Source organism: Longispora sp. NPDC051575 (assembly GCF_040681875.1).
Taxonomy (GTDB): Bacteria; Actinomycetota; Actinomycetes; order Mycobacteriales; family Micromonosporaceae; genus Longispora.
Window position 1 is genome coordinate 758,415 of sequence record NZ_JBFAZP010000001.1, and the last position, 24,616, is coordinate 783,030.

At 70.8% G+C, this 24,616-nt stretch carries 16 protein-coding genes; 5 read left to right on the forward strand and 11 right to left on the reverse strand.

All coding sequences use genetic code 11. From position 1 onward, the window contains the following. Positions 1 to 7 precede the first annotated feature (7 nt). From AB0M43_RS03220 to AB0M43_RS03235, 4 genes are all read right to left on the reverse strand, one after another. Positions 8 to 937 (reverse strand): hypothetical protein, encoded by a 930-nt coding sequence (locus tag AB0M43_RS03220; protein ID WP_363720657.1) that lies wholly within the window; start codon positions 935 to 937, stop codon positions 8 to 10. 156 nt (positions 938 to 1,093) lie between these two features. Beyond that, the gene (locus AB0M43_RS03225) at positions 1,094 to 2,110 is read right to left on the reverse strand and encodes an enediyne biosynthesis protein (protein WP_363720659.1); all 1,017 of its coding nucleotides are present in this window, start codon (positions 2,108 to 2,110) and stop codon (positions 1,094 to 1,096) included. Continuing rightward, positions 2,107 to 4,083, reverse strand: coding sequence for a CRTAC1 family protein (locus tag AB0M43_RS03230; protein ID WP_363720661.1), 1,977 nt, complete (start codon positions 4,081 to 4,083; stop codon positions 2,107 to 2,109). The genes AB0M43_RS03225 and AB0M43_RS03230 overlap by 4 nt, the downstream gene beginning before the upstream one ends. Before the next feature lie 498 nt (positions 4,084 to 4,581). After that, positions 4,582 to 5,217 (reverse strand): MerR family transcriptional regulator, encoded by a 636-nt coding sequence (locus tag AB0M43_RS03235; protein WP_363720663.1) that lies wholly within the window; start codon positions 5,215 to 5,217, stop codon positions 4,582 to 4,584. Positions 5,218 to 5,920: 703 nt separating this feature from the next. On the opposite strand from AB0M43_RS03235, the gene AB0M43_RS03240 reads away from it, so the two are divergent. Beyond that, on the forward strand, positions 5,921 to 6,706 hold the full coding sequence (locus AB0M43_RS03240; RefSeq protein WP_363720665.1) for an AraC family transcriptional regulator: 786 nt from the start codon (positions 5,921 to 5,923) through the stop codon (positions 6,704 to 6,706). A 109-nt stretch (positions 6,707 to 6,815) separates the two neighbouring features. On the opposite strand, the gene AB0M43_RS03245 is transcribed toward AB0M43_RS03240, so the two are convergent. Further along, positions 6,816 to 8,168: a carotenoid oxygenase family protein gene (locus AB0M43_RS03245; protein WP_363720667.1), complete on the reverse strand. Its 1,353-nt coding sequence runs from the start codon at positions 8,166 to 8,168 to the stop codon at positions 6,816 to 6,818. Positions 8,169 to 8,254: 86 nt separating this feature from the next. Between AB0M43_RS03245 and AB0M43_RS03250 the strand changes: the two genes are divergently transcribed. The 3 genes from AB0M43_RS03250 to AB0M43_RS03260 all read left to right on the forward strand — a co-directional run bounded on the left by AB0M43_RS03250 (position 8,255) and on the right by AB0M43_RS03260 (position 11,406). Further along, positions 8,255 to 8,938: a TetR/AcrR family transcriptional regulator gene (locus AB0M43_RS03250; protein ID WP_363720669.1), complete on the forward strand. Its 684-nt coding sequence runs from the start codon at positions 8,255 to 8,257 to the stop codon at positions 8,936 to 8,938. A gap of 114 nt (positions 8,939 to 9,052) precedes the next feature. Continuing rightward, positions 9,053 to 10,030, forward strand: coding sequence for a DUF1702 family protein (locus AB0M43_RS03255; protein WP_363720671.1), 978 nt, complete (start codon positions 9,053 to 9,055; stop codon positions 10,028 to 10,030). A 44-nt stretch (positions 10,031 to 10,074) separates the two neighbouring features. Next, positions 10,075 to 11,406: a cytochrome P450 gene (locus AB0M43_RS03260; RefSeq protein ID WP_363720946.1), complete on the forward strand. Its 1,332-nt coding sequence runs from the start codon at positions 10,075 to 10,077 to the stop codon at positions 11,404 to 11,406. Positions 11,407 to 11,562: 156 nt separating this feature from the next. Here the strand turns inward: AB0M43_RS03260 and AB0M43_RS03265 are convergent, their stop codons facing one another. The 5 genes from AB0M43_RS03265 to AB0M43_RS03285 all read right to left on the reverse strand — a co-directional run bounded on the left by AB0M43_RS03265 (position 11,563) and on the right by AB0M43_RS03285 (position 21,337). After that, complete coding sequence (locus AB0M43_RS03265) at positions 11,563 to 12,021, reverse strand: flavin reductase family protein (protein ID WP_363720948.1); 459 nt, start codon at positions 12,019 to 12,021, stop codon at positions 11,563 to 11,565. 100 nt (positions 12,022 to 12,121) lie between these two features. After that, positions 12,122 to 12,592 (reverse strand): acyl-CoA thioesterase, encoded by a 471-nt coding sequence (locus AB0M43_RS03270; RefSeq protein ID WP_363720950.1) that lies wholly within the window; start codon positions 12,590 to 12,592, stop codon positions 12,122 to 12,124. Continuing rightward, the gene (locus AB0M43_RS03275; RefSeq protein WP_363720673.1) at positions 12,592 to 18,435 is read right to left on the reverse strand and encodes a type I polyketide synthase; all 5,844 of its coding nucleotides are present in this window, start codon (positions 18,433 to 18,435) and stop codon (positions 12,592 to 12,594) included. The genes AB0M43_RS03270 and AB0M43_RS03275 overlap by 1 nt, the downstream gene beginning before the upstream one ends. Continuing rightward, positions 18,432 to 19,421 carry an enediyne biosynthesis protein gene (locus AB0M43_RS03280; RefSeq protein ID WP_363720675.1) on the reverse strand — a complete coding sequence of 330 codons (990 nt, stop codon included), beginning with the start codon at positions 19,419 to 19,421 and terminating at the stop codon, positions 18,432 to 18,434. Before AB0M43_RS03280 ends, AB0M43_RS03275 begins: the two co-directional genes overlap by 4 nt. Next, on the reverse strand, positions 19,418 to 21,337 hold the full coding sequence (locus AB0M43_RS03285; RefSeq protein WP_363720677.1) for a CRTAC1 family protein: 1,920 nt from the start codon (positions 21,335 to 21,337) through the stop codon (positions 19,418 to 19,420). The genes AB0M43_RS03280 and AB0M43_RS03285 overlap by 4 nt, the downstream gene beginning before the upstream one ends. 652 nt (positions 21,338 to 21,989) lie before the next feature. On the opposite strand from AB0M43_RS03285, the gene AB0M43_RS03290 reads away from it, so the two are divergent. Continuing rightward, on the forward strand, positions 21,990 to 23,537 hold the full coding sequence (locus tag AB0M43_RS03290; protein ID WP_363720679.1) for a GMC family oxidoreductase N-terminal domain-containing protein: 1,548 nt from the start codon (positions 21,990 to 21,992) through the stop codon (positions 23,535 to 23,537). 169 nt (positions 23,538 to 23,706) lie between these two features. Here AB0M43_RS03290 and AB0M43_RS03295 read toward each other — a convergent pair whose 3' ends face one another. After that, positions 23,707 to 24,552 carry a maleylpyruvate isomerase N-terminal domain-containing protein gene (locus AB0M43_RS03295; protein WP_363720681.1) on the reverse strand — a complete coding sequence of 282 codons (846 nt, stop codon included), beginning with the start codon at positions 24,550 to 24,552 and terminating at the stop codon, positions 23,707 to 23,709. Positions 24,553 to 24,616: the final 64 nt, after the last annotated feature.

Genomic DNA, 24,616 nt, shown 5'->3' on the forward strand with positions numbered 1-24,616 from the left:
ACCCCGACTAGCCGTTGTACGGCATCGTCGGGAACCACCCGAACCCGAAGATCGCCGGCACCCGCACGCCCCAGTACACGACGGTGAACACGCCCAGCGCGATCAGCAGCGACGCGGTGACCACCATGGTGCGGCGCGGGCTCGCGGCCAGCCAGCGGAGGAACCCACCCCGGCTGGCGACCACGAGCAGCGCGAAGATCGCCACGACGATCGCGATGTTGCCGAGGGACTGCAGGACGAAGGCCGCCGCGCCGTAGAGGGGGTTGCCGGTGTCGGCGGCCCAGTGGAAGAGCTTGTTGAACAGCGGGTACGGCCGGCCGATCAGGAAGCCGCCGATCAGCGCGCCGAGCGTGATCACCCGGGCGACGGGCCGGTCGCGGAACGGGTCCGGGAGCACCCGGAGCGCGGCCAGGCCCAGGTAGACCAGCGCGAGGCCGATCACGACGAACACGACCTCGGACTGGATGATCCGCACCGGGACGGCGCCGACCTTCTCCGTGGACAGCTGCGGCAGCCGGTCGCCGAGCAGGACGCCGACGAAGCCGTAGACGGCCGACACGGTCACCATGCCGAGGGTGAGGAACCCGACGGGCCGCAGCAGGGTACGGACCCCGGCGGTCCGGTCGGCGGCGCTCACCTGGCTCATCGGACCGACGGCGGCGGCCATCGCGATGTTGCAGGCGGTGAACGTGCCGGCGAGGCCGGAGACGAACGCGAAGAGCAGTCCCGCGAAGGTACCCCCGATGGCGGTGCCCTTGGCGTCGTGGCCGAGCAGGGTGTTGGCGACGTTGTCGCCGATCACGGAGTCGACGAACTCGTAGGACCAGAGCACCGCGAGCAGGATGCCGGCGGCGACGCTGAACAGCAGGATCCGGCCGGTGCGGGGCGGCCGTTCGGTGGTGGCGGGCGGGATCGCGGTGCTGGGGGACGCGGTCACGCGGGTCTCCTTCGGTCGAGGGAAGGGAGCGGTATCTCCCTTGTGGACACTGAGCGGAGCCCGGGGCGGACGTCGGACGGAAACGGGAGGACGGCTGGACGGGCCCCGCGCGCCAGGAGGCGACGCGGGGCCCGTCCAGCCGGTGGTGGCTGCCGGTCAGGTGACGGGTAACGGCGCGGGCGCGCGCCCCCGCTCCCGGAAGGACTTGATCCACCAGAAGGCGCCCCGGATGGCGCACACGATGCAGACGGCGAAGAACAGGGTGTACACGATATTGAACACCATGAGTATGCCGTAGACCATGGCCACGCTGGAGCCGAACATGAACTGCATCTTGCCGCTGGACGGCGTCGTACCCGGGTCGGTGATCATGTAGTTGGTGAACAGCACGAACGCGACCCCGGTCATCGGGATGATCGCCGCCCACAGCTGCACGTCCCAGATCCAGTGCCGCAGCAGGGCCTGGATCACGAACCCGCCGACCCAGCCGACGATCAGCGGGACCTTCTTGGTGAGCATCGTGTTCAGCACGGTCCCGGCGGTGATGATGACCAGCGGGATCACGATCCGGATCACGTCGGGCACGTGCTCGGTGAACTGGTACGGCGGCGCGATGTTCACCCAGGAGAAGGCCAGCAGGGTGATCGTGATGCCGAAGTTCGACGGGTTCATGAAGTGCCGCATCCGGCCCTTGATCGGGGCCTGGAGGACGAACTTGGCCCCGATCGACACCACGATGGCGAACGCGATCGGCCAGTACAGGGTGTTCGCGTACAGCAGCATGTTCGCCGCCAGGGCCGTGATGTGCGCGGGCAGCAGGAACGTGTACATCCCCCACACGCCGTGGCCGGAGTACCCCGGCGGCCGCTTCTGCGCCCAGGCGGCGACCCGTTCGAAGAGCATCTCGGCGGAGTACCCGATCATGAGTCCGAAGATCGGCCACAGCCACGGCTGCTCGAACCCGAACACGGTGTACCCGAGGATGTTGAACACGCTCATCGACATCGCGAAGTTCCGCAACGCCAGGTACCGGGGGTCCCGCTTGTCGATCCTCGGCGGCCGGATGTCCTTCGGCGCCTCGACCGCGCGCGCCTGGCCGTTCTGGGTGACCGGGGCGACGGCGACGGCCGTCCGGACGGCGTCGGTCCGGTCGACGGGTCTGACGTCTGTCATGACACCTTCACCTCCTGGGCGGTGGTGGTCAGCATGAAGTCGTGCCAGCCGGCGGCCAGGTCCAGCGCCTGGGTGTGGGTGGCACCGTTGAGGTCGCGCCAGGTCAGGTCCGCGGCGACCGGCTTGTCGCCCGCCTGGCCGAGCCCGAAGTAGACGTCGAAGCTGCGCTTGCCGGAGTGGCCGCCGCCGCCGTCGAGCTGGGCGATCTGGGTCCGCCCGTCGGCCGTGCGGATCCGCACCTGGGCCCCGTAGGCGGGGCTGCCGGGGGCGCCGGGGGCCGCGCCGTCCGCCGGGCGGTGCAGGCGCAGGCCGAGGAAGTTGCTCCGGCCCGGGTTCATGTTGCAGTAGAAGACCGGCGGGCCCCACTGCCGCGCGACCGCGAAGTCCTGGGAGCCGTCGCCGCTGGTGTCGGCGACCGCGATGCCCCGGGTGGGGATCGGGGCGTCCATGCCGAGTTCGGAGGTCAGGTTCGCGTACCGCCCGTTGGCCTCGCGGACCCAGAAGGCCATCGGGTGGTCGCCCGCGATGTCGTCCCCGGGACCGGCCTTGGGCCACATCGCCGGCTCCTGGAGCATCAGGTCGTTGCTCATCGCGAGTTCCTGCAGCCAGTTCCACCGGTTGATGTCGCCCTTGACGAACCCGGTGGCCTGCACGACGCTCAGCCGGCCGCTGTTGTCGAAGTCGGCCATCTTGGCGTCCCAGCCCCAGCCGACCCAGGCCATGTTGGTCTCGGCGGCCGCGTTGTCGAACGGCGCGACGTGGTCCTTCAGCTTCTTGCGCGCCTCGGCCGGGCTCGCCGCCGTGTTCTTCCAGACGAAGTTGCTCTCCTCGATGCCCCACGAGGTGGTGATGTTGCTGACGAACATGTCGAACCTGCCGGTGCCGTACAGGTCACCGAAGTCGATCGACATGCCCTTGAACGAGTCGTGCCCGACCACCAGCGACTTCGGGGTGAGCGCGCCGCGCCGCCCCTCGGCCAGCTCGAAGCAGATCTTCCCCGGCGTCGAGACGTTGTGGAAGAACCGGTCGTTGCCGAAGTCGTTGGCCAGGTACAGCTCCGGCAGCAGGTCGCCGTCGAGGTCCGCGGACGCCGAGCCCAGGGTCCAGCCGGTGGCGTACCTCGGCTCGATCGCGGGCTGTTCCTCGAACGTCGCCGACGGGACGCTGTTCGGGCCGGCCGGGGTCGAGGAGACGCCGCGCAGGATGTGCGCGCCGCCGGAGTTCTGGGCCCGCGACATCGAGTGGTTCATCTGCACGCCCTTGAGCCCGTTCGGGTCGAGGACCGCAGTGTCGGGGAAGTAGTTGAACACCCCGAGGTCGACGCGCCCGTCGCCGTCGAAGTCGGCGACCGCCACGGCGTTGGTGTTCCACAGCGGGCCCCGGTACCTGCCGTCCGTGCCCGCGCCGTTCGGGATCAGCTCGGTCGGCTTGTAGGTGCCCGGGCCGAGCGGTCCGCCCTTGGCGCAGTTGAGGAACAGCACGGGGGTGCGGCCCCAGTAGTAGACCAGCAGGTCCATCCAGCCGTCGCCGTTGTAGTCGCCGGGCACGCAGCCCATCGGCGCGACGGCGTGGGTGGTGGGCAGCGGCGCCGGGTCCAGGGCGAACGGCGGGTAGGTCTGCGCGCTGTCCGGGGACGGCGTGACGACGACCGTGTCGCTGCGGGTGTCCACGAGGCACAGGTCGTTGGCCGAGCCGCCCCGGTCCAGGTCGTTGACCGCGATGGCGGCGCCGACGGAGGAGACCCACGCCCGGATGTGCTCGTACTCGGGGTTCACCGTCCGGATCGAGTTCGCCGGCAGGCCCGGGGGCAGCGCGATCGGGAGTTCCTTGAAGTGGAACCTCGACGCCAGCGACGACCGGGTGTCGGCCGAGGCCTCGGGAAGCTGGGCCGCCACGTACAGGGCACTCACCAGTGAGAGCACCAGGACGGCGGGTAGAAGTCGGCGGAACAGGCCGACGGGTTGCGCTGGCATCGGTCCCCCTCGTAGTGGGAAGGCACGGAGAATCACCCGGCGACCGGCGCTGGGGCCGGTACCGGGAAACAGTGGGAGATAAACGTCGCGTGGAACCGCTCCGGGTTCCGCGCCGAACTGCGGACTACCGCATTCCCGGTCCGGCGCCGACGCGCCGGCACGACGGGCGGGGCGGAATTCCGTCCCGATCCGGCCGACAATTGTGTCGACGTGCGGAACGAGGTGTGAACAAAAAGAAAGAATGCAGAGGGACCACAGGGGATCCGGGTACGCGACCCGAATGTCTCGGATCTGTTTCCGCTACTCCTCTCCCCTAGTCCGTAGCACCCCCGGCGCTGTTTCTCTCGACCTTCGACATCGTCGCGTTCTGCGACGTGTCCTGTCTTCTCAGAACGTGCTCAATGCCCGTTGTGCGTGCCCGGACGGCAACACGGAAGAGGGTCCGGCGCACATTCGACAGCGGCGTCACAGCACGGGAATAGGGAGGCCCACTATTGGTTACCCGTCGGTAACGCCGGCGCCTTCCCCGTCCCGCCGCGCCAGGAGGTGCTCGAACGCCATCCTGCGCATCACCGCGAAGGCGACCTCGAACAGGACGGTCCGCGTGACCAGCTCCTGCGCGCCGGGGGGCATCGCGTCCAGCTCGCGGGCGGCGAGGAGCTCCGCGGCGCGCGCGTACGGCAGGAAGACGTCGGCGACCTCGCTGGAACACCCCAGGTCCCGCAGCGCCGCGACCACCTGGGCGAGCGCCGTGCGGCCCGGGGCGTCATCGCCCACCCGCCAGCCGACGCCCTCGATGAAGCCGTCGGTCTGCTTCCGGGCCCGGTCGACCGCCGCGGCGTCCGTGGAGACGGCCTGCTGGGCGCAGAGCGCGCCGTTGAGCACCTGGTAGAGCTCGCGCTGCTCGACCCCGCAGTCGTCGATGGCGGCGAGCACCTCACGCACGGCCGCCAGGCTCATCATGCCGATGCCGGTCAGCGTCCGGATCAGCTTGATCCGGGTCAGGTGCGACTCGTCGTAGTCGGCCTGGTTCCGCGCGGTGAGCGTCCCGGGCGGCAGGAGCCGCTCGCGGAGATAGAACTTGATCGTCGCAACAGGCACGCCGCCCCGCCTGCTGAGACTGGATATGCGCATAGATCCCCATGAGTGTGCTCGCGGCGACGGAAATGAAGCTTTGCACAGAGATCATACCCCCGACAAGGGTCGCTGATCGTCTCTTGTGGACTCCGATTGAAGGCCCGTCCACCTCGGCTAACTCGACACTAAAGACATTTGCGCTATGTCAGTACAGGGCATCACATCGCCGGACAGGGAACACGGAGCGTGGGGTCCGACAGGCGACGGGAAACGCCGTCAGCTCCCATCACCACGCTTGGTAGTCGCCGGTCCACATTCATTCTTCACTTTCTGTTGTGGACCCCGGAAATGGATAGCAGGAATCGCCAACACCTTATCGTCGCGATATTGCCCTTTTTTTGCTCGCCGCCAAACGTGGACTCCGTTTCCGCAGGTCAACGTCGCGACCTCCGGCACGCGTCCGGAACACCCTCTCGAATGCCCGCTTCCCGGTAGTCCGAGCATTGCTCTACGCAACGGGCTGAGTTAGCATCGGTATCTGTCCCTATTGGACTGTTAAGGGTGCGAGGAACCGAACCGTCACGACTTCTGAACGAGCCGGAGGTCTGTGCCGGGCAGAAAGGGACTTCCACGTTCCGGACAGGTAAGTGACGCGTAAACAATGACAGTCCGCATTGACGGTCGGATACGTGGGTCGGGGAAGCCAGGTACCACAGTACGGCGTCAACTCGCACGAAGACACTGGCATCAGGAGGCGGAAATGGAAAACGCAACCGAACGGGCCGTTGAGCGAGTAGTCACCACGATGCGCGACAAGCTGGGCGAGGAACTCACGATCGACGACATGGCCAGGGTGGCCATGTTCAGCAAGTTCCACTTCTCGCGGATCTTCCAGCGCGTCACCGGGGTCTCCCCGGGCCGCTTCCTGTCGGCGCTGCGGCTCCAGCAGGCCAAGCAGCTGCTCACCTCGACCTCGTTCAACGTGACGGAGGTCAGCCTGCGGGTCGGGTACTCCAGCGTCGGCACGTTCAGCTCCCGGTTCACCAGGAGCGTCGGCCTGTCCCCCACGACGTACCGCAGGGCCGGCGGCTTCACCCCGAAGCTCGTCGTCGACAACACCGTGGACACCACCGGCCCCGCCTACGGCACGGTGCGGGGCACCGCGTGGGCCGACACCGACGACCACAAGCTCGGCCTGGTCTTCGTGGGCCTGTTCCCCGGCCGGATCCCGGAGGGGCGGCCCGTGAGCTGCGTCGTCCTCGACGGCCCGGGTGACTTCGTGCTCGACCACGTGCCGGCGGGCCAGTGGTTCCTGCTGTCGCACTCCGTGGCCGACGACCCGGACGAGCGCATGGTGGCGCACCCGTCGGCGGCCGATCATCAGACCGTCTTCGTCGGATCGAAGGGCCCGCTCACCGTCGAGCAGGACGGCGCCCTCAAGGGCATCGATTTAGAGTTGCGACTCGCGCGTTCGTTCGACCCACCGGTCCTGCTGGACCTGCGCACCTCGGCACTGAACCGGCTGGCCCAGCAGGAGGCCGCCTGAGCATGGCGTCGTGCGAGCAGCGTCGTAGTACGTCCCCGGTCGCGGTGTCCGGCGGGTCCCGAGAGGTTCCCGCCGGGCACCGCGACCCTGTGCGCGCCCGGTACCGGCGTCAGTCCACGATCCAGTTCACGTGCAGGCCCGGCGGTACCCGGACCGGCAGCTCGACCACGGCCTGCGGGGACCCGGTGAAGTCGTCGGCGTTGAGGACGACCAGCGAGGTGCGGTCCACGTCCGCGTCGTGCACGTAGGTCATCAGCCAGCCGTCGTCCTCCGCCCCGATCGGCCCGCGCGGCACGAAGACCGCCTCGCCGGCGGTGCGCCGGGGACCGAAGTCGTGCACGGCGACGTCGCCGGTGCCCACGTCGTGCTTCAGCAGCGCCGAGCCGCCCGTCGCGCCGGAGCCCACCTGGGAGGCCACGGTGTACACGTACCGGTGCGGCATGGTCTTGACCCGCTCGTCGACCCGGGGGAACTCCTGCGGGATGTCGTCGAGCTGGCGTTCGGTCACGGTGCCGGTGGCCAGGTGCAGCGTCCAGCGCCACAGAGTCGGCGCCGACTCCCCCGGGGCCAGGCGGTCGCGGTCGAACACCCGCTCGTGCCGGACGACGTCCAGGACGAGGTCGCCGCCGGTCTCGTAGGCGTTCACCGGGTGGAACACGAAGCACGGGTCGACGTCGAACCAGCGCACGTCGGCGCCGGAGCCCTCCCGGGCGAGCACCCCCAGCCGGGAGTCGCCGCCGTCCTGCCAGGCGTAGGGGCAGCGCGAACCGGCCCGGGCCAGGCCCGCGTCGAACCGCACCGGGAGGTCGTAGAGGACGACGTGCCGGTCGGTGAGGGAGAGCGAGTGCATCATCGGGGTACCGCGCACGCCCACCCGCTCCGTCTTGCGCACCCGGCCGTCGACCCCCACCACCAGGTACTCCAGGTAGGGCAGGTCGTGGTAGTACGCGACGGTGAACAGCTCCCCGGTGACCGGGTCGCACTCGGGGTGGGCGGCGAACCCGTGCGGCAGCGTGCCGTCGAAGTCGAACCGGGCCACGGAGCCGAGCTGGCGGTCCAGTTCGATCGGCAGCACCCCGGCCTCGCCGAGCGCCAGGGTCCGGCCGGCGTGCCGGATCACGTTGCCGCTGGTGTTGTCGGACAGGCCGTGCCGGGGGCCGGGGATCGGCAGCTCGCCGAGGCCGCGCGCGATCCGGTCGGTGCGGATCCAGCGGTTGCGGTACCACTCGGCGCGGCCGTCGCGGAGCCGGATGCCGTGCACCATGGCGTCCCCCACCAGGGCGTGCTGACGGGCCCCGGCGTCCTGGCGGGAGGCGTGCGGCCCGATGCCCAGCAGCGCACCGGTGAGCTGGCGGGGCAGTTCACCGGTGACGGGCAGGGTCAGCTCGGTCAGCTCGCGGACGTCCGGGGCGGTGGGCCGCAGCAGGCCGTTCCGGGGGGCGCGGGAGGCGAGAACAGACATGGGGTCCGCCTGACGTCGAAGGTTAACGTATCAACGTTACGTAACACTGTAATGAATCGTAGGACCGGACATGAGAGCATGTCAATATGAGCCCACGCCCCGCCGACCCCCTGCTGCCGACCGCGCTGATGGAGGCCGCCGCGACCCTGCTCGCCCAGGAAGGGGCCGGCGCCCTCACCACGCGCAGGCTCGCGGCCGCCGTGGGCACCTCCACCTCCGCGGTCTACACGCACTTCGGCGGGATGGACGACCTGGTCCGGGCGCTGGTGCACGAGGGCTTCGCGCGCCTGCACCGGCGGATGTCGCGGGTGAGGGCCACCGCCGACCCGGTGTGCGACATCATGACCCTCGGCTACGCGTACCGGGCCAACGCGCTGGAGTACCCGCAGGTGTATCTCGTCATGTTCGGCAGCTCCGCGCTCGGCGGCTTCGCGCTCGCCGACGAGGACCGCCAGCACGGCCGGTACACCCTGGAGTCGCTCATGGACGGTGTCGCCCGCGCCGTGGCGATCGGCCGGTTCCGGTCCGACGACGTGGCCCTGGTGGCCCAGCAGATGTGGATCGCGCTGCACGGCCTGGTCACCCTGGACCTGGGCGGCTACCTCGTCGACCCCTACGACGCCGACGCCTGCTTCGAGGCCCAGCTGCGCGCCGTGGCGCTCGGCGCGGGCGACGACGTGCGGGCCGTGGCGACCTCGCTGGCCAAGGCCCGCCGCCGCAAGGCCGGCGCCGACGCCCCGCTGGAGGAGCTGGTCACGCCCTCCCGGTAGCGCCCACGAGGGGACATCGACACTCGGCACGGTGGGAGTGGTCGCCGCGCGCCCCCAGCGATCAGGATCACGGGTAGGCCTAGAAATCGCACGCCACCCCACCTGGGAGACACCGTGGCTAGCACCCTGAGGGCGCTACGGCGCCGCATCCTGACCCCTGACATCTCCGAGACCCAGCTGTCCAAGCGCGGCTTCCACGACAAGGGACCCGAGGCGCGGTTCCTGCTCGAGACGGTCGGGCGCAACTTCCTCGGCGGCTTCGCGCGCGCGGCGGAGTCCCAGGTGCCCGACGACATCACGGCGCCGCTGGACGCCATCGAACCGCAGTACCGGGGCTTCGCCTACGAGGGCGCGGCGATGGCGTACGCGCTGATGGACGGGTTGTCCCTCGGCTCCGCCCAGCGGACCGCGCGGTTCCTGGCCGGCGAGGGCGACAAGCACGTCTACATGGCGTACGTGGGCGTCGGCTGGGCGCTGGCCCGGCTGCCCCGGGTCCGGTGGGCGAAGGCGAGCGCTGCGGCGAACGACCCGCTGCTGCGCTGGCTGGTCCTCGACGGCTACGGGTTCCACCAGGCGTACTTCCAGACCGCCCGGTACGTGCACGACATGCACGAGGAGACCGCGTTCCCCTGGCCGGCCGACGACACCACCGGGTACGCGCACCACGCGATCGACCAGGGCGTCGGCCGGGCCCTGTGGTTCGTCGCCGGCTCCAGCGCCACCCTCGCGGCCAACCTCATCGACCGGTTCCCCGAGCGGCGGCGCCAGGACCTCTACAGCGGGGCCGGCCTGGCCGCCACGTACGCGGGCGGCAGCGACGAGGCCGAGCTGCGGACCTTCCGGGACCGGGCCGGGGAGCACCGGCCCTGGGTCGCGCAGGCCAGCGCCTTCGCCGCGCAGGCCCGGGTCCGCGCCGGCCTGGTCGTGCCGCACACCGAACTGGCCACCGGGGTGTTCTGCGACATGAGCCCCGAGGAGGCGGCCACGCTGACGGACAAGGCCATCCCGGAGCACCCGGCCGGCGACACCCCCACCTACGAGACGTGGCGCGCCACCATCGCCGACGTCTTCCTCCAGCGCGGCGGGTACTGACCATGACGACGACACAGGGGCCGACAGCGCTCGGCCGCCGGGACATGCCCGGACCGTCACGCTGGTCGGCCCCGCAACTGCTCACCCGGATGGCCCGCAACCGGCTGGAGGTGATGCTGTCGGTGTCCGCGCAGTACGGGGACGCGGTGCGGCTGCCGTTGGGGCCCAAGACGCTGCACTTCTTCAACCATCCCGACCACGCCAAGTACCTGCTGGCGGAGAACAGCACCAACTACCACAAGGGCATCGGCCTCGTGCACGCCCGCCGCACCCTCGGCGACGGCCTGCTGACCAGCGAGGGCGAGCTGTGGCACAAGCAGCGCAAGACCATCCAGCCGGTGTTCCAGGCGCGCCGGATCGCCCGGCAGGCCGACGCCGTCGCCGACGAGGCCGTGAAGCTCGCCCGGCGGCTCGGTACCCATGTCGGGGGTGGGCCCGTCGACATCCGGCACGAGATGACCGAACTGACCCTCGGGGTGCTCGGCCGCAGCCTGCTCGACGCGGACCTGTCGGAGTACCAGGGCATCGGCGACTCGTTCGAGGCCGTGCAGGACCAGGCCATGTTCGAGATGATGTCGCTGAGCTCGGTGCCGACCTGGGTGCCGCTGCCCAAGCAGCTGCGGTTCCGTCGGGCCCGCGCCGACCTGCAGGTCATCGTCGACAAGCTGGTGGCCGACCGCAAGGCGCGCGGCGACGTGGCGACCAGCGACGACGTCGTGTCCCGCCTGATCGAGTCCACCGCCCAGGAGGCCGACCCCGCCGTGGGCCGGCAGCGGATGCGCGACGAGCTGGTCACCCTGCTGCTGGCCGGGCACGAGACCACCGCGAGCACCCTGAGCTGGACGTTCTACCTCGCCGACCAGCACCCGGAGATCTGGCAGCGCCTGCACGAGGAGGCGGTGGAGGTGCTCGGCGACCGCACCCCGGTCTACGAGGACCTGCACAAGCTGCGCTACACGGCGATGGTGGTCGACGAGGTCATGCGGTTGTACCCGCCCGTCTGGCTGCTGCCCCGGTTGGCCGTGGCGGACGACGAGGTCGGCGGCTTCCACGTGCCGGCGGGCGCCGACGTGGTGCTGTGCCCGTACACCCTGCACCGGCACCCGGAGTTCTGGCCGGACCCGCACCGGTTCGACCCCGAGCGGTTCGATCCGGCGCGGTCGACCGACCGGCCGCGGTACGCCTACATCCCGTTCGGCGCCGGGCCCCGGTTCTGCGTGGGCAACAACCTCGGCATGATGGAGACGGCCTTCGTCATCGCCGCCGTCGCCCGGGACCTGCGGCTGACCATGGTGCCCGGGTACCAGGTGGTGCCGGAGCCGATGCTGACCCTGCGGATCAAGGGCGGGCTGCCGATGACGGTCAGCAAGGCCTGACCGCACCCTCCAGGGCCACCGGGCATCGTCCGGTGGCCCTTCGCCGTGCCCGACAGCGGCCCGGCGGGCGGGTGGAGGACCAGACCACCAGAGGGGTACGCCCGCCCCGGCACACGGAAGGGCGGGCCACCCGCAGGTGACCCGCCCGGTGACCCGTTACCTCTTCTCGGCGTCCAGCGCGTGGAAGGCGCCCCCGAGGAACAGCAGGGCGTCCTTGCCCTCGCCGCGCCCCAGATCCAGCACCGTGCCGAGGAAGATGGAGTGGTCGCCGCCGTCGTAGACCGCGGTCAGCTCGCACTCCAGCCAGGCCAGGTTGCCGCCCAGCACCGGCGCGCCGGTGTGCCTGCCGGGCTTCCAGTCCACCCCGGCGAATTCGGACTCGTCCCGGGGCCGGCTCTTGCTGGCGAAGTACCGGGCGACGTGTTCCTGCTGCGCGGCCAGCACCGAGACGACGAAGCCGCCGCTGTCGATGACGGTCTGGTGCATCACGGCCGTGCGGATCACGCAGACCAGCACCATGGGCGGTTCGAGCGAGACGGACGTGAACGCGTTCGCCGTCATGCCGTGCGGGTTGTCCCGGCCGGCCGTCACCACGGTGACCCCGGTACCGAACATGCCCAGCGCGCCCCGCAGTTCCTTGCTGTCGACGGTCGGGGCGTCGGGGCCGCGGGGCGGCAGGGTGAGCCGGGGCGTCAGGTCGGTGCGCTGCCCCATGTCACACCTCGCTGACCGCGTCGACCAGCCGCTTGGCACCGGGGGCCACGACGGCGTAGCGCGTCAGCGCCGCCCGCAGGACCTCCGGGACCTTGGTCGGCCGGGTGTCGGTGTTGGGTCCGCGCATGCACGCGATGCGCTGGCGGCCCCGGGCGACCAGGTCCTCCCCGCCGTCGCGCAGCCGCACGTAGTCGAACGCGAAGCCGATCTGGGTCTGGGTCAGGTCCTCCAGCCGCATCCGGATGGACAACTCGTCGAACGCCGTGATCTCCGAGAAGAACTCGCACTCGCACTTCAGGGTGAACAGCTTCAGGTCGGCCTGGATGTCGGCGAGCACCTCCGGGGCCTGGGTCAGCAGGAACATCTCCCTGCACCGGCCCTGCCAGCGCAGGTAGTTGACGTAGTAGACGTTGCCGACCAGGTTGGTCTCCTCGAAGCCCACCATGTGCCGGTACTCGAAATACTGTTCCATCATTCGTCGCCTTCCACCAGGACGGTGAACACAACCGGCTCGCTGATCCCGTCGAGGGCGGTGGTGAACGTCGCGATCCGCGCGCCACCCGCCCGCAGCAGGACCCAGTTCTCCGGGCCCGGGGCGCCCACGGACAGGTCGGCGCGCGTCCGGCCCACCTTCCGCAGGCTCTCCGCCGCTCCCCACACCCGGGTCGCCGACACCGCGAGGTCCTCGCCCCGCTCGGCGGAGACCAGCCGGGCCAGGGTGAAACCGTCGGCGCCGAGCAGCTCGGCCCAGTCCCCGTCGGACCGGGCGGTCGCGGTCTGCACGTCGCAGCCCACCGGGCGGTCGGCGGCGACGGCGAAGGTGACCCCGCCGCCGTGCGAGGCGGACACCTCCGCGCCCTTCGGGCTCTGCACGGTCGGCTTGCCGTCGGGCCGGTACCGCACCGTCGTCGCCTGGCGCAGCGCCCACGACAGGGCCTGGGCGGTCTCGTCCCGGCGGGCGGCGCGCCCGAGCGGCGGTCCGTCCCGGTCGGGCTGGACCACGCAGCGCAGGTCCACGGGCGGCAGCATCGCGTTGAGCCGCCGCTCCAGGTACGGTCCGACCAGCACCGGCAGCCACGGCCCGGTGCCGTCCTTCTTCCGGACGGCCTGCAGGCGCAGACCCTCCCACCGCTCGATGACGGTGCCCGCGTCGTCGCACACGTCGACGTCGTAGATGTAGGTGTCGCCCTCGTTGGAGCGCTCCTGGGCATGGATCGTGACGGTGTCCAGGGCGCCGATCACCGCCGGGTCGGCGAGCCGGAGCCGGGTGATCCCGGCCGGCAGCAGCGTCGCGTCGGGGACGCAGCACTGCAGGGCGTGCATGACCACGTCCCGGGTACCGGGGTCGCCGAGCACCAGTTCACCGGACTGGTACCGGGCGAACCACGGCTCCACCGGCCGGGTGGACACCGTCGCGACACAGCTCGTCGACGCCAGCTGTTCGTAGCCCTGCAGGCGCTGGAACCGGCCGCCCTGGAACAGGACCGGCCCGTACAGCTCGCCGGCCGGCTCCAGGCGGACCCTGGGCGTGTCGGTGGCCGCGTACGGGGCCACGTCCGCCAGGCTCCCGCCCCCGTAGCGCAGCCGCGCCCGGAAGTGGTCGGCCTGGAAGCCCGTGTCGCTGCTCCGGATCACCGCGGTCACCGTGTCGGCGTCCACCGCCAGCAGGGCGATCCTGATGGTGTTGGTACCGGTGGCCGGTACGACGATGGGCCGGAGGAACTCCATGTCCTCCATCGCCGGGGCCGTGGTGTGCCCGGTGAGCGCCCTGGCCGTCTGGGCGAGCGCCTCCATGCTCAGCACGGCGGGGAACAGCAGGTCCCCGTCGAGGTCGTGGTCGGCGAGGTACAGGTCGTCGGTGGCCGACAGGTCGGCCTCCACCACCAGTTCCACGCCCGGGTAGTGCACCTGCGGCCGGTCCACGAACCGCAGCAGCGGCAGCTCCCGCCGCTCCAGGGTGATCGTCGGCAGGCCCTCGGCCCGGCCCATGACCACCATCGCGCCGGGCGCGTCCGGGGTGGCCAGCACCTGGTGCAGCAGGGCGATGCCGGCCTCGGTGGAGATGGGCTCGATGCCGTCGCGCATCAGCGACTCGAGGACCCCGAGCCGCTCCCCCATGCCCGCGCCCGACCACACCGACCACTCCAGGGCCACGCAGCGGCAGTTGGGGTAGTACTCCTGTACCCGTCGGGTCATGTCCGTCAGCCAGTCGTTGGCCGTGGCGTAGTCGGCCTCCCCGCGCAGGCCCGCCCGGCCGATGATGCTGCCGAACGTGACCAGCAGCTTCAACGAGTCGGCGTCGGTCGCGGCGAGCACCGCGTCCAGCCCGGCGAGCTTCGGCGCCAGGGTCCGCTGGAAGGCCGCCTCGTCGAGGTTGGCCAACGCGTTCGGCTGGTTGCGGCCGGCGCCGTGCAGCACGCCGGTCACCTCGCCGAGGACGCGCCGGATCTCGTCCACCGCCGTCTTCACCTGGTCCACGGCGGTGACGTCGCCGCGCACGTAGTGGAACCGGATCCCGGCGGCCGCCATCCGGTCGAGGTTGCCGGCCAGTTCCTCGTCCTCGGCCGGGTCGGAGCGGCCGAGCAGCCCCACCGCCGCGCCGGTGTCCACGGCCAGGGCCAGCGCGCACTCCGCCGTGATGCCCTTGCCGCCGCCGGTGACCAGGACCACGTCGTCCTTGGTCAGCGGGCTCTCGCCCGAGGTGGACAGCCGCACGGGCCGCAGCACCGGGACCGTCCGCACCCCCTCGGTGTCGTACCGCACCTCGCTGAACCCCGCCGTGGCCGCCACGTCGTCGACGATCCGGGCCACGATCCGCTCGACCCGGCCGGCCGACATCAGGTCCGGCAGCGGCAGGCTGACCACGGTGGTGGTCACCGACGGCGTCTCCTGGTGCAGGGTCTTGGCCAGCCCGGCGGCACCGCGCCGGTCCCCGACCACCACGAACCGGGTCGGCGACTGCTGGGACAGCGCGGCGCGCGCGGCGCCCAGCATCAGCGACACGTGCCGCTCGTCGCAGTCGTGCGGCAGGCACAGCAGCACGCCCTGCCCGACCCGGGCACCGCGCAACGCGTCGTGCAGGGCGTCGGCGATCGGGTGGTGCTCGGTCGCGAACACCTCCCACTGGCCGCCGCCGACCGACGGCAGCGCCGGCCCCACCGGGGTGGGGACCTGCACCACGTTGAAGGCGCGCGCCCACGGGGCGACACCCGCCGGGGTGCGGGACTGGTCCTCGCCCGGCACCGCGGTCGCGCTGAGGTCGTCGAGCATGCCGGCGATCTCGGCGAGGGTCGCGGTCGCGAACGACGACGTCAGCGCGGGCGGCGGCAGCTGGAGCTCGCGGGCGGCCTCGTTGACGATCTGGCCGACCGTGATCGAACTCAGGTGCAGCTCGTCCAGCGGGTGGCTGTCCGGCAGCACCGCCTCCAGCGGCAGCTCCGCCCGGGCCGCCGCCATCCGGCGCAGGATGTCGAGGCTGCTCTCCCCCGACGGCACCGTCGCGGCCTCGATCGGCGCGGGGCCGGCCGTGCTCGGGCTGTCGGCGACGAGCGGGACGGGGGTCCCGGTGACCCCGGCGTAGTCGTCGGCCGGGGCCGACTCGACGGGGCTGGCGAAGAACCGGAACTCCTTGTCGAGCGGCAGCGGGCGGGTGAACCTGCCCTCGAAGAGCCGGCCGTGCCGCACCGGCGCGCCCATCGCGTACGCCGCGGCGACCGCCGTGAGCAGCCCCGACAGCGACAGGCTGTCCGTCTCCAGGGACACCGCCGGCACGCCCGGGGCGATGTCGGCGGCCAGGCCGCGCAGGATCCGGCCCGGGCCGACCTCCAGCAGCAGGTCCACCCGGCCGGCCAGTTCGGTGACGGCCTCGCTGAACCGGACCGGGTCGAGGACCTGCCGTTCCAGCAGGGCCGGCACGTCCGTGTCGGCCGGCAGTTCCCCGCCGGTGACCGTGGACACCATGCGGCGGGCCAGCGGCTGGAAGGACCGCGTGTCCAGGTACTCCCGCAGCGCGACGGCCGCCGGGGCGACCGCCTCGGAGTGGAACGCGTGCGACACCGGGACGCGCGTGGCGACCAGGCCCTGGCGCGCGGCGGCGGCGAGCACCTTCTCCACCTGCTGGACCTGTCCGGAGACGACGGTCTGCTGCGGGCCGTTGAAGCCGGCGATGACCACCGGCGTGCCGACCAGCAGCGGCACGACGACCTCCGGCGCGGCGGAGATGCTGGCCATCGTCCCGTCGCCGGCGCTGGCGTCGGCCATGATCCGGCCCCGGGCGGCGGCGGCCTCGAGGAGCGCCTCCTCGCCCATCGCGCCGGCCCAGTGCAGCGCCGTCAGCTCGCCGAGGCTGTGGCCGGCCGCGCCGACCGCCTCGATGCCCAGCGACGACAGCACCCGCAGGCCCGCCACCGAACCGGTGACGATCCGGGGCTGGGCGACGTCGGTGGCGACGAGGTTCGCGTCCGCCGGGGGCTGGTGGTCGCGGTACAGCTCGTCGACCTCGGTGAACCGGCGACGGATCCCGCCGCCGTCGGCCCGCCGGCCGGCGCCCTGGCCGGGGAACAGGTACCCGATGGTCGGCGCCGAGGTTCCGGTGCCGAGGAAGACCCCGCCGTGCGTGTCGAGCACCGACCGGGCCCCGCCGTCGAGCATGGCGAGCAGCTTGGTGAGCCGCTGCTGCACGTCCTCCGGCGAGGTCGCGGTGATCGCGGCCCGGACCGGCCGGCCGTCCAGTTCCCGTTCCAACGTCGCGGCCAGGTCGCCGACCTCGGCGAACGACAGCTTCGTCACCCACGTCGCGAGCCGCGCGACCTTGGTGCGCAGCTCGGAGACGGTGGCGGCGTCGAGGAGGAGCAGTTCCACGTCCTGGCGGGAGCGGACCAGCATCTCGGTCGCGTCGTCGAGCCCGGCCTGCCGGGCGCCCTCGGCGTGTTCGAGCACGACGTGGGCGTTGATGCCGCCGAAGCCCATCGAGGACACCCCGACCCGGATCGGGCCGTCGGCCGGCCACAGTTCGGCGGTGGCCGGCACCCGCAGGGCCGGCTTGTCCACCGCCAGCGCCGGGTGGGTGTCGAAGTGGCTGGTCGCCGGGGGGATCACCTGGTGGCGGATCGCCAGGATCGCCTTGAGCAGTCCGGCGACGCCGGCGGCGGCCTTGGTGTGGCCGAAGATCCCCTTCACGGTACTGATCGCGGCGGGCGGCGCGTCGGCGGCGGTCTCCCGGCGCTCCTCGGTGAAGGCGCGCAGTTCGGTGGCGTCCCCGACGGCGGTACCGGTGCCGTGGCCCTCGATGTAGGCGACGGTGTCGATGCCGAACCCGGCCCGCTCGTAGGCGCGCTTCATCGCGAGCCGGTGCCCGCTGGCCTCGGGCCGGGTGATGCCGCCCTTGCCGTCGGAGGAGTAGCCCCAGCCGGCGATGGTCGCGTACCGGCGCAGGCCGCGCGCGATCGCGTCCTCGTCGCGCATGAGCACGAGCATGCCGCAGCCCTCGCCGGGCCAGAACCCGTTGGAGTTGCGGTCGTAGACCCGCATCTCGGAGGTGGCCAGCGCGCCGGTCTTGGCGAACCCGATCACCTCGAACGGGTCGATGCTCAGGTCGACCCCGCCGGCGACGACGGTGTCGAGTTCGCCGTTGGCCAGCGCGTTGCACGCGGTCGCGACGGACAGCAGGGAGGAGGAGCAGGCGCCGTCGACGGTGTAGCCGCCGCCGCCGAAGTCGAAGTGGTTGCACACCCGGCCGGCGATGGTGTTGGCCAATCCGCCGGCCAGGGTGTCCTCGTCGATGGGCGGGAACGGGCTCTTGTACTGCACCTCCAGCTTGCCGAGGAACTCGCGCACCTTCGTGTCGTCCCAGCCGTCGTCCTTGAGCCCCGCCGCGACGGTGCGCCGCACGTACGGCCAGCGCAGCCGCATCAGGTTGGCCCGGGCGAACTCGCCGGTGAGGGTGTTGCCGATCACCACGCCGGTGCGGGCCCGCTCCAGGCCCTCGCCGCCGGGGAACTCCGCGTCCTCCAGCGCCCGGGCGACGGTGTCCAGCGCCAGCCAGTGCGTCATGTCGGTGGAGCGGAAGGTGCTGCCGGCGATGCGGTACTTGACCCGGTCGAACTCGAAGCCCTCGATGACGGCGGCCTTGGCCGAGTAGAACCGGTCCGGCGCGGTCGGGTCGGGCGAGTAGTAGTCGTCGTGGTTCATCCGCTCGTCGGGGAGCCGGCGGAACGCGCGCCGGCCGGCCAGGATGTTCTCCCACAGTTCGGTGGGGGTGTCGGCGTCGGGGTACCGGCAGGCGATCCCGACGACCGCGATGCGATGTCCGCTCATGCTGTCGCCGCCTTCACACCGAGGGCTTCCATCTTCCGGTCCCGGGACCGCTTCCGCAGGTGCAGGTACCAGTGGTAGGCGCCCCGGGTGGCGCAGACCACGACCACGGCGAAGAACAGGGTGTACACGACGTTGAAGAGCATCAGGGCGCCGTACACCATGGCCACCGAGGAGCCGAACATGAACTGGTGCATCGGCTTGGACGGGGTGGTCCCGGGGTCGCTGATCATGTAGTTGGTGAACAGCACGAAGGCGACGCCGACCATCACGCCGAGCGCGGAGAACAGGGCCACGTCCCAGATCCAGGTTCTCAGGAACGCCTGGATGGCGAAGCCTCCGAGCCAGCCGACGATGAGCGAGGTCCGCTTCGTCAGCAGCGCGTTGATGACCGTGCCCGCCGTGACGATGATGATCGGGATCATGATCCGGAAGAACGTGTTGGCGTTCTCCGTGAACTGGTACGGCGGGGCGATGCTGATCCAGGACCCGAAGCACACCAGGGCCACGGTGATACCGAAGTTGGACGGGTTCATGAAGTGCCGCATCCGGCCGGCGACCGGCGCCTGGAGGGCGTGCTTGCCGGTGACGCCGACGATGACGGCGAACGCGATCGGCAGGAACATGTCGTTGGCGTAGAGCAGCATGTTGGCCGCGAGGGCGGTGATGTGCGCGGGGAGGAGGAACTCGTACATGCCGCGCATGCCCCGGCCGAGGAACCTCGGCGGGCGCTTCTGGGCCCAGGAGCTGATGACCTCGAAGACCATCTCGGTGCCGTAGCCGACGAGGACCGCCAGGATGGGCCACAGCCACGGCTGCTCGAAGCCCAGGATGGTGTACCCGAAGATGTTGAAGACGCTGATCGACATGGCGAAGTTGCGCAGCGCCAGGTAACGGGGGTCGGGCTTGGGCTTCGTCCCGACCGCGGGCGGCGCGACGGCCGGGACCGGCCCGCCGGCGCTCTGCTTGGATTCGACAACGGATGTCATCGGGTCTCAACCTCCTGCGCGGTGTCGGTCAGCAGCAGCGAGTGCGTGCCGGCCGTGAGCTTCTGGCTGGACTTGTGCAGCGCGCCGTTCACGTCGCGCCACTGGAGCTCCACGTCCACCGGGCCGGTGACGTCACCGAGCCCGACGTGTACCTCGAAACTGCGCTTGCCGCCGTGGCCCCCACCGCCGTCGACGTAGGAGACCTGGCAGGTGCCGTCGGGCAGCTTGACCATGACGGTGGCGCCGTAGGCCGGGGTCCGCAGCGCGGTCTGGTCACCGGTAGCGGGGCGGTACAGGCTCAGGTCCAGGGACTTGCCCCGGTTGGGCGACTTGTTGGCGTAGAACGCCGGCGGTCCCCACTGGCGGGCGATGGCGAAGTCGAGGGTGCCGGTGCCGGTGGTGTCGGCGGTGGCCACGCCCCGGGTCGGGATCGGCACGGCGAGCCCGAGCTCCTCGGCGATGTCGACGTAGACGCCCTCGGAGTTCTTGGCGTAGAACGCGATCGGCTGGCGGCCGGCGAGGTCGTCACCGGGTCCGGCCTTGGGCCACATCCCGGGGTTGGACAGCATGTTGTCGTTGGTCATGGCCATCTCCTGCAGCCACGGCCACCGGTCGATGTCGCCCTTGACGAACCCCTCGGTCTGCACGACGTCGAGGTTGCCGTTGTTGAGGAAGTCGCCGAACTTGACGTCCCAGCCCCAGCCCGTCCAGGCCATGCCCATCGGCCGGGCCTTCTGGGTGAACGGCGCGACGCCCTTGCCGAGTTCGGCGAGCATCGCCTCGTTGCTCTCGGCGTCGTTCATGAAGACGAAGTTGCTCTCCTCCAGGCCCCACGCGGTGGTGATGTTGCTGACCACCATGTCGTAGCGGCCCCGGCGGTTGATGTCACCGAAGTCGATGCCCATCCCCTTGAACGAGTCGAGTCCGAGGACGAACGACTTCGGGGTGGTCGGGGTCCGCTTGCCGATCACCGGCGCGAACTTGATCTTCCCGGTGGTGGAGATGTTGTGCAGCAGGTGGTCGTGCCCGAAGTCGTTGGCCACGTACACGTCGGCCAGGCCCCGGCCGGTGAGGTCGGCGGAGGCGATCGCGAGCGTCCACCCCGTCGACACCTCGTACGGGATGGCGTCGTGGTCCTCGACGAACGTCACGGACGGCTTGTCGCCGGCGGTGGCCGAGTGCCAGCGCATGACGTGGTTGCCGCCGCCGTTGCGGGCGGTGGACAGGCCGTTGTTCATCTCGACGTTGTGCAGGCCGCCCGGGTCCAGGACGTCGGAGTCCGGGAAGTAGTTGCCGATGATGACGTCGGGCTTGCCGTCCCCGTCGAAGTCGTTGACGCCGACGGCGTTGGTGTTCCAGCGCGGGCCGTGGTACAGGCCGTCGGGCGAGCTCTGCGGCGTCAGCTCCTGCGGGCAGTACGCGTCGTTGGCCAGCTGGGTCGCGCCGGCCTTGGCGAGGAAGAGGATCGGCACCCGGCCCCAGTACGTGACCAGCAGGTCCATCCGGCCGTCGAGGTTGAAGTCCCCGGGGGTGCAGCCCATCGGCGCCATGGCGTGGTCGATGGGCAGCGGGGCCGGGTCCAGCAGGAACGGCGGGAACTGGTCGGCCTTCGGCGCGGTGGGCGCGTACGTGACGACGACCTGGTTGGTCCGGGTGTCCACGATGCACAGGCTGTTGGCCTTGCCGTGTCCGGTGAGGTCGTTGAGGGCGATGCCCGCGCCGACGGAGGAGACCCAGGACTTGATGTGCTCGTAGGCGGGGTTGACGGCCCGGTACTTCGCCTTCGGCAGGTTGTCGTAGCCGGCCGGGAAGGCGATCGCCTGTTCCTCGAACTTGTACTTGCTCGCGGCCTCGTCGCTGCCGGCGACCGCCACCTGGTTGGACACTATGACGAAGAGGGTGGCTGCCAGGAGCACCGCGGCGATTCCCGGTACCAATCTGCGTACACGTTCACCAAACACTGTTATACTATCCTTTCGCAAAAAGGTTGGGACGGCCCTGTGCCCCCGCGTCGGATGCGTATTCATGGAGTTCGGACGCACCCGTATCGCGGCGGGCGAGCAGCCTGGTCGTCGAACAGGACAGCGTCAGATCGCTGTCGTTTCTCGTATGGGTGAGGCGGGCGTGCCGGCTCCCGCTTGAGGCTCTTTCACATGGCGCCCGTTGCAGCGGGCGTCATGTCCTTTCCGGATACCGCGTGTGGCACCCGAAGTCCCGGCGGCCGTCTCCCCGATCAGCCCCCACTGGTGGCCTACTCATACTCGGGTACCCGGTGCTCCAAGGGCTTCTCTCACATTGCTCGCCCCGCACAACGGGGGAACCGGACAGGAGAAGTCCAGGTCAGAGCGGATGACCGATTCCTTATTGGCACGAACGGAACCCATTGCCGCGCGGTGATTCCCGACAATGGACCCGGCCCGGAAACGGCCGAGCAAGTTCGGAGAAGCCACCGGTAGGGACTGCTGTGATGCTCGTCAGTGGGTCGCACGAAGGATGCCCGCGGCCGTGCCGCCCCGCCACGATGCGCTGTGAACGTCGAGGCGCCATCCACGTCCTTGGAGAGGTTCCATGACGAATGAGTTTGACTACGTAGTGGTGGGATCCGGCTCGGCCGGTGCCGCGGTGGCGGCCCGGCTCAGTGAGGATCCGTCCCGCAAGGTGCTGCTGCTCGACGCCGGGCCCGATTTCCCGGTCATCGAGGACACCCCGGCCGAGATCCTCAACGGCAGCGCCATGTCGCTCGCCCTGCACGACTGGAACTACCGGGCCGAGATCAACGACGGCCGCAAGATCCGGTTCCCGCGCGGAAAGATCACGGGCGGTTCCTCGGCCGTCGGCGCCACCATCGCGCTGCGCGGCACCCCGAACAACTTCGAGGAGTGGGTGGCCGCCGGCAACCCGGCCTGGGCCTGGGACAACGTCCTGCCCTTCTACCAGAAGCTCGAGGACGACCTCGACTATGGCGACGACGCCGTGCACGGCGCGGGCGGCCCGATCCCGATCCGGCGGTGGCAGTCCGACGAGCTCACCCCGGTGGGGCAGGCGTTCCTGGAGTCGAGCCTCAAGGCCGGGTACGCCGAGGTCGCCGACCACAACAACCCGACCGCCACCGGGGTCGGCCCGATCCCGTCCAACCGGCGCGACCCCGCGGTCCGGTTCTCCTCGGCCATGGGCTACCTGCCCGCCGCCCGGCAGCGGGAGAACTTCACCGTACGGGCCGGCGTCCAGGTCAACCGGGTGCTGTTCGACGGGAACAAGGCGATCGGCGTGGAGCTGTCCACCGGCAACGGCAGCACCGAGGCCGTGCACGCCCGGCACGTGATCCTGTCGGCCGGGTCCATCAACTCGCCGGCGATCCTGTTGCGTTCGGGCATCGGCCCGGCCGCCGACCTGGGCTGGCTGGGCACGGACGTGCGCGTCGACCTGCCGGGCGTCGGGGACAACCTGATCGACCATCCGCGCACCGGCGTGTTCATGGTGCCGAAGCCGGGCACGTTCCGGCAGACCGACCCGTTCCTGCAGACGATCCTGCGGACCACGGCGGAGGGCTCCTCGGAGTTCAACGACATGCAGTACTACATGGTCAACCACTTCGACCTGGCGCTGTTCCCCGAGCTGCAGATGCTGGCGAACGCGCCGGTCATCTTCGGGGTGATGGCGGTGCACCAGAAGCCGCAGTCCCGCGGCCGGATGAAGCTGACCACGCTCGACCCGTCCGTCGACCCGAACATCAAGCTGAACCTCCTCGACACCGAGCAGGACATCCAGATCCTGGTGGACGCGATCCGCAACTGCTGGAAGCTCGTCAACCAGGACGGGATCGCCAGCCTCGGCCAGAGCTTCATCGTGCTCAGCGACGAGCTGATGGAGGAGGAGGAGATGCTGCGCTACTACGTCAAGCTCAGCCTCGACAGCGCCTACCACCCGGTCGGCACCGCCAGGATGGGCCCGGCCTCCGACGAGTCGGCGGTGGTCGACGAGCGGCTGCGGGTGCACGGCACCGAGAACCTCTACATCGCCGACGCGTCGGTGATGCCGGAGATCGTCAACTGCAACACCAACCTCACGTCGACGATGATCGGCGAACGGCTGGCGGCCTGGCTCCGGGAGAGCTGAGCCCCCGCCCGCACCACGGACGCCGCGCGGTCACGCGCGGCGTCCGTCTTTCGTGTCCCCGCCGGGCACGCGCGTGGTGGGCCGGACGCCTGGAGTGACGTCCGGCCCGCCACGGAAGAACGGATCAGAGGGGTACCGGTCCCGCGTACCCGTCGAAGGGGTTTCCTGGTCAGGAGGGCAGCCGCATCGTCGCCATGAACTCCGGCAGCAGCCACGGCCGCCGCCCCGCGACCCGGACCCGGCCGGTGAGCGCCGCGCGCGCCTTGCTCACCCGCCCGAACAGCATCAGGTTGAACACGACCGGGTCGTAGGAGACCCGCACGTCGGGGCGCGGGTCGAGCTCCTCCAGCACCACCCTGCCGTCGACCAGCGCCATGGTGACCGGCTCGCTGACGCCGGCGCGGAAGGTCACGGAGATCCGCCCGGGGCGCACCGGGCGGTCGTGGTCGAGGAGCTTGCCGTACCCGCACCGGGTGACGCCGACGAGGAACAGGTCCACGAACATCGCGGCGTCGCGCGGGTCGGTGTACCAGGGCCGGCGCAGCGCGCGGGCGATGTCCCAGGCGTGGATGTTCAGCTCGTTGACCAGGTGCGCGAGCAGTCCGGCGATCGGGAGGTTCGCGCCGCCGAGCCAGATGATCTCGCGTTCAGGGTCGACGTCCTCCGTGGCGGCGAGCAGTTCCGCGACGTCGGCGCGCAGCCGGGCGGCCAGCACGGGCACCGACCGCTCGGTGTACTTGGACATCACGATCCGGTTCATCGCGGCCACGGTGTCCACTGTGGTGTTCAGGCGCAGCTCGCGGACGACCGACGGCGAGGGGTCGCCGGCCGGGCCGCGGACCAGCGCCACGTCGGTGGCGGCGATGGTGGCCAGGTGCGCGACGGTGTCGGCGATGGTCCAGTGCGCGGTGGCGGGCAGGTCGGGCGGGGCGCCGTCGAGGAGGGTGAGGAGCCGCTCCAGCACCTCCGGCACTGACGTGCGCGCCCGCTGCCATTGATTCAAGGTGATCGACATGGTGTCAACGATCGCGGATCGGGCGGGCCGGGGCGCACTTCGAGGTTGCCGAGTTGGGCGGGGC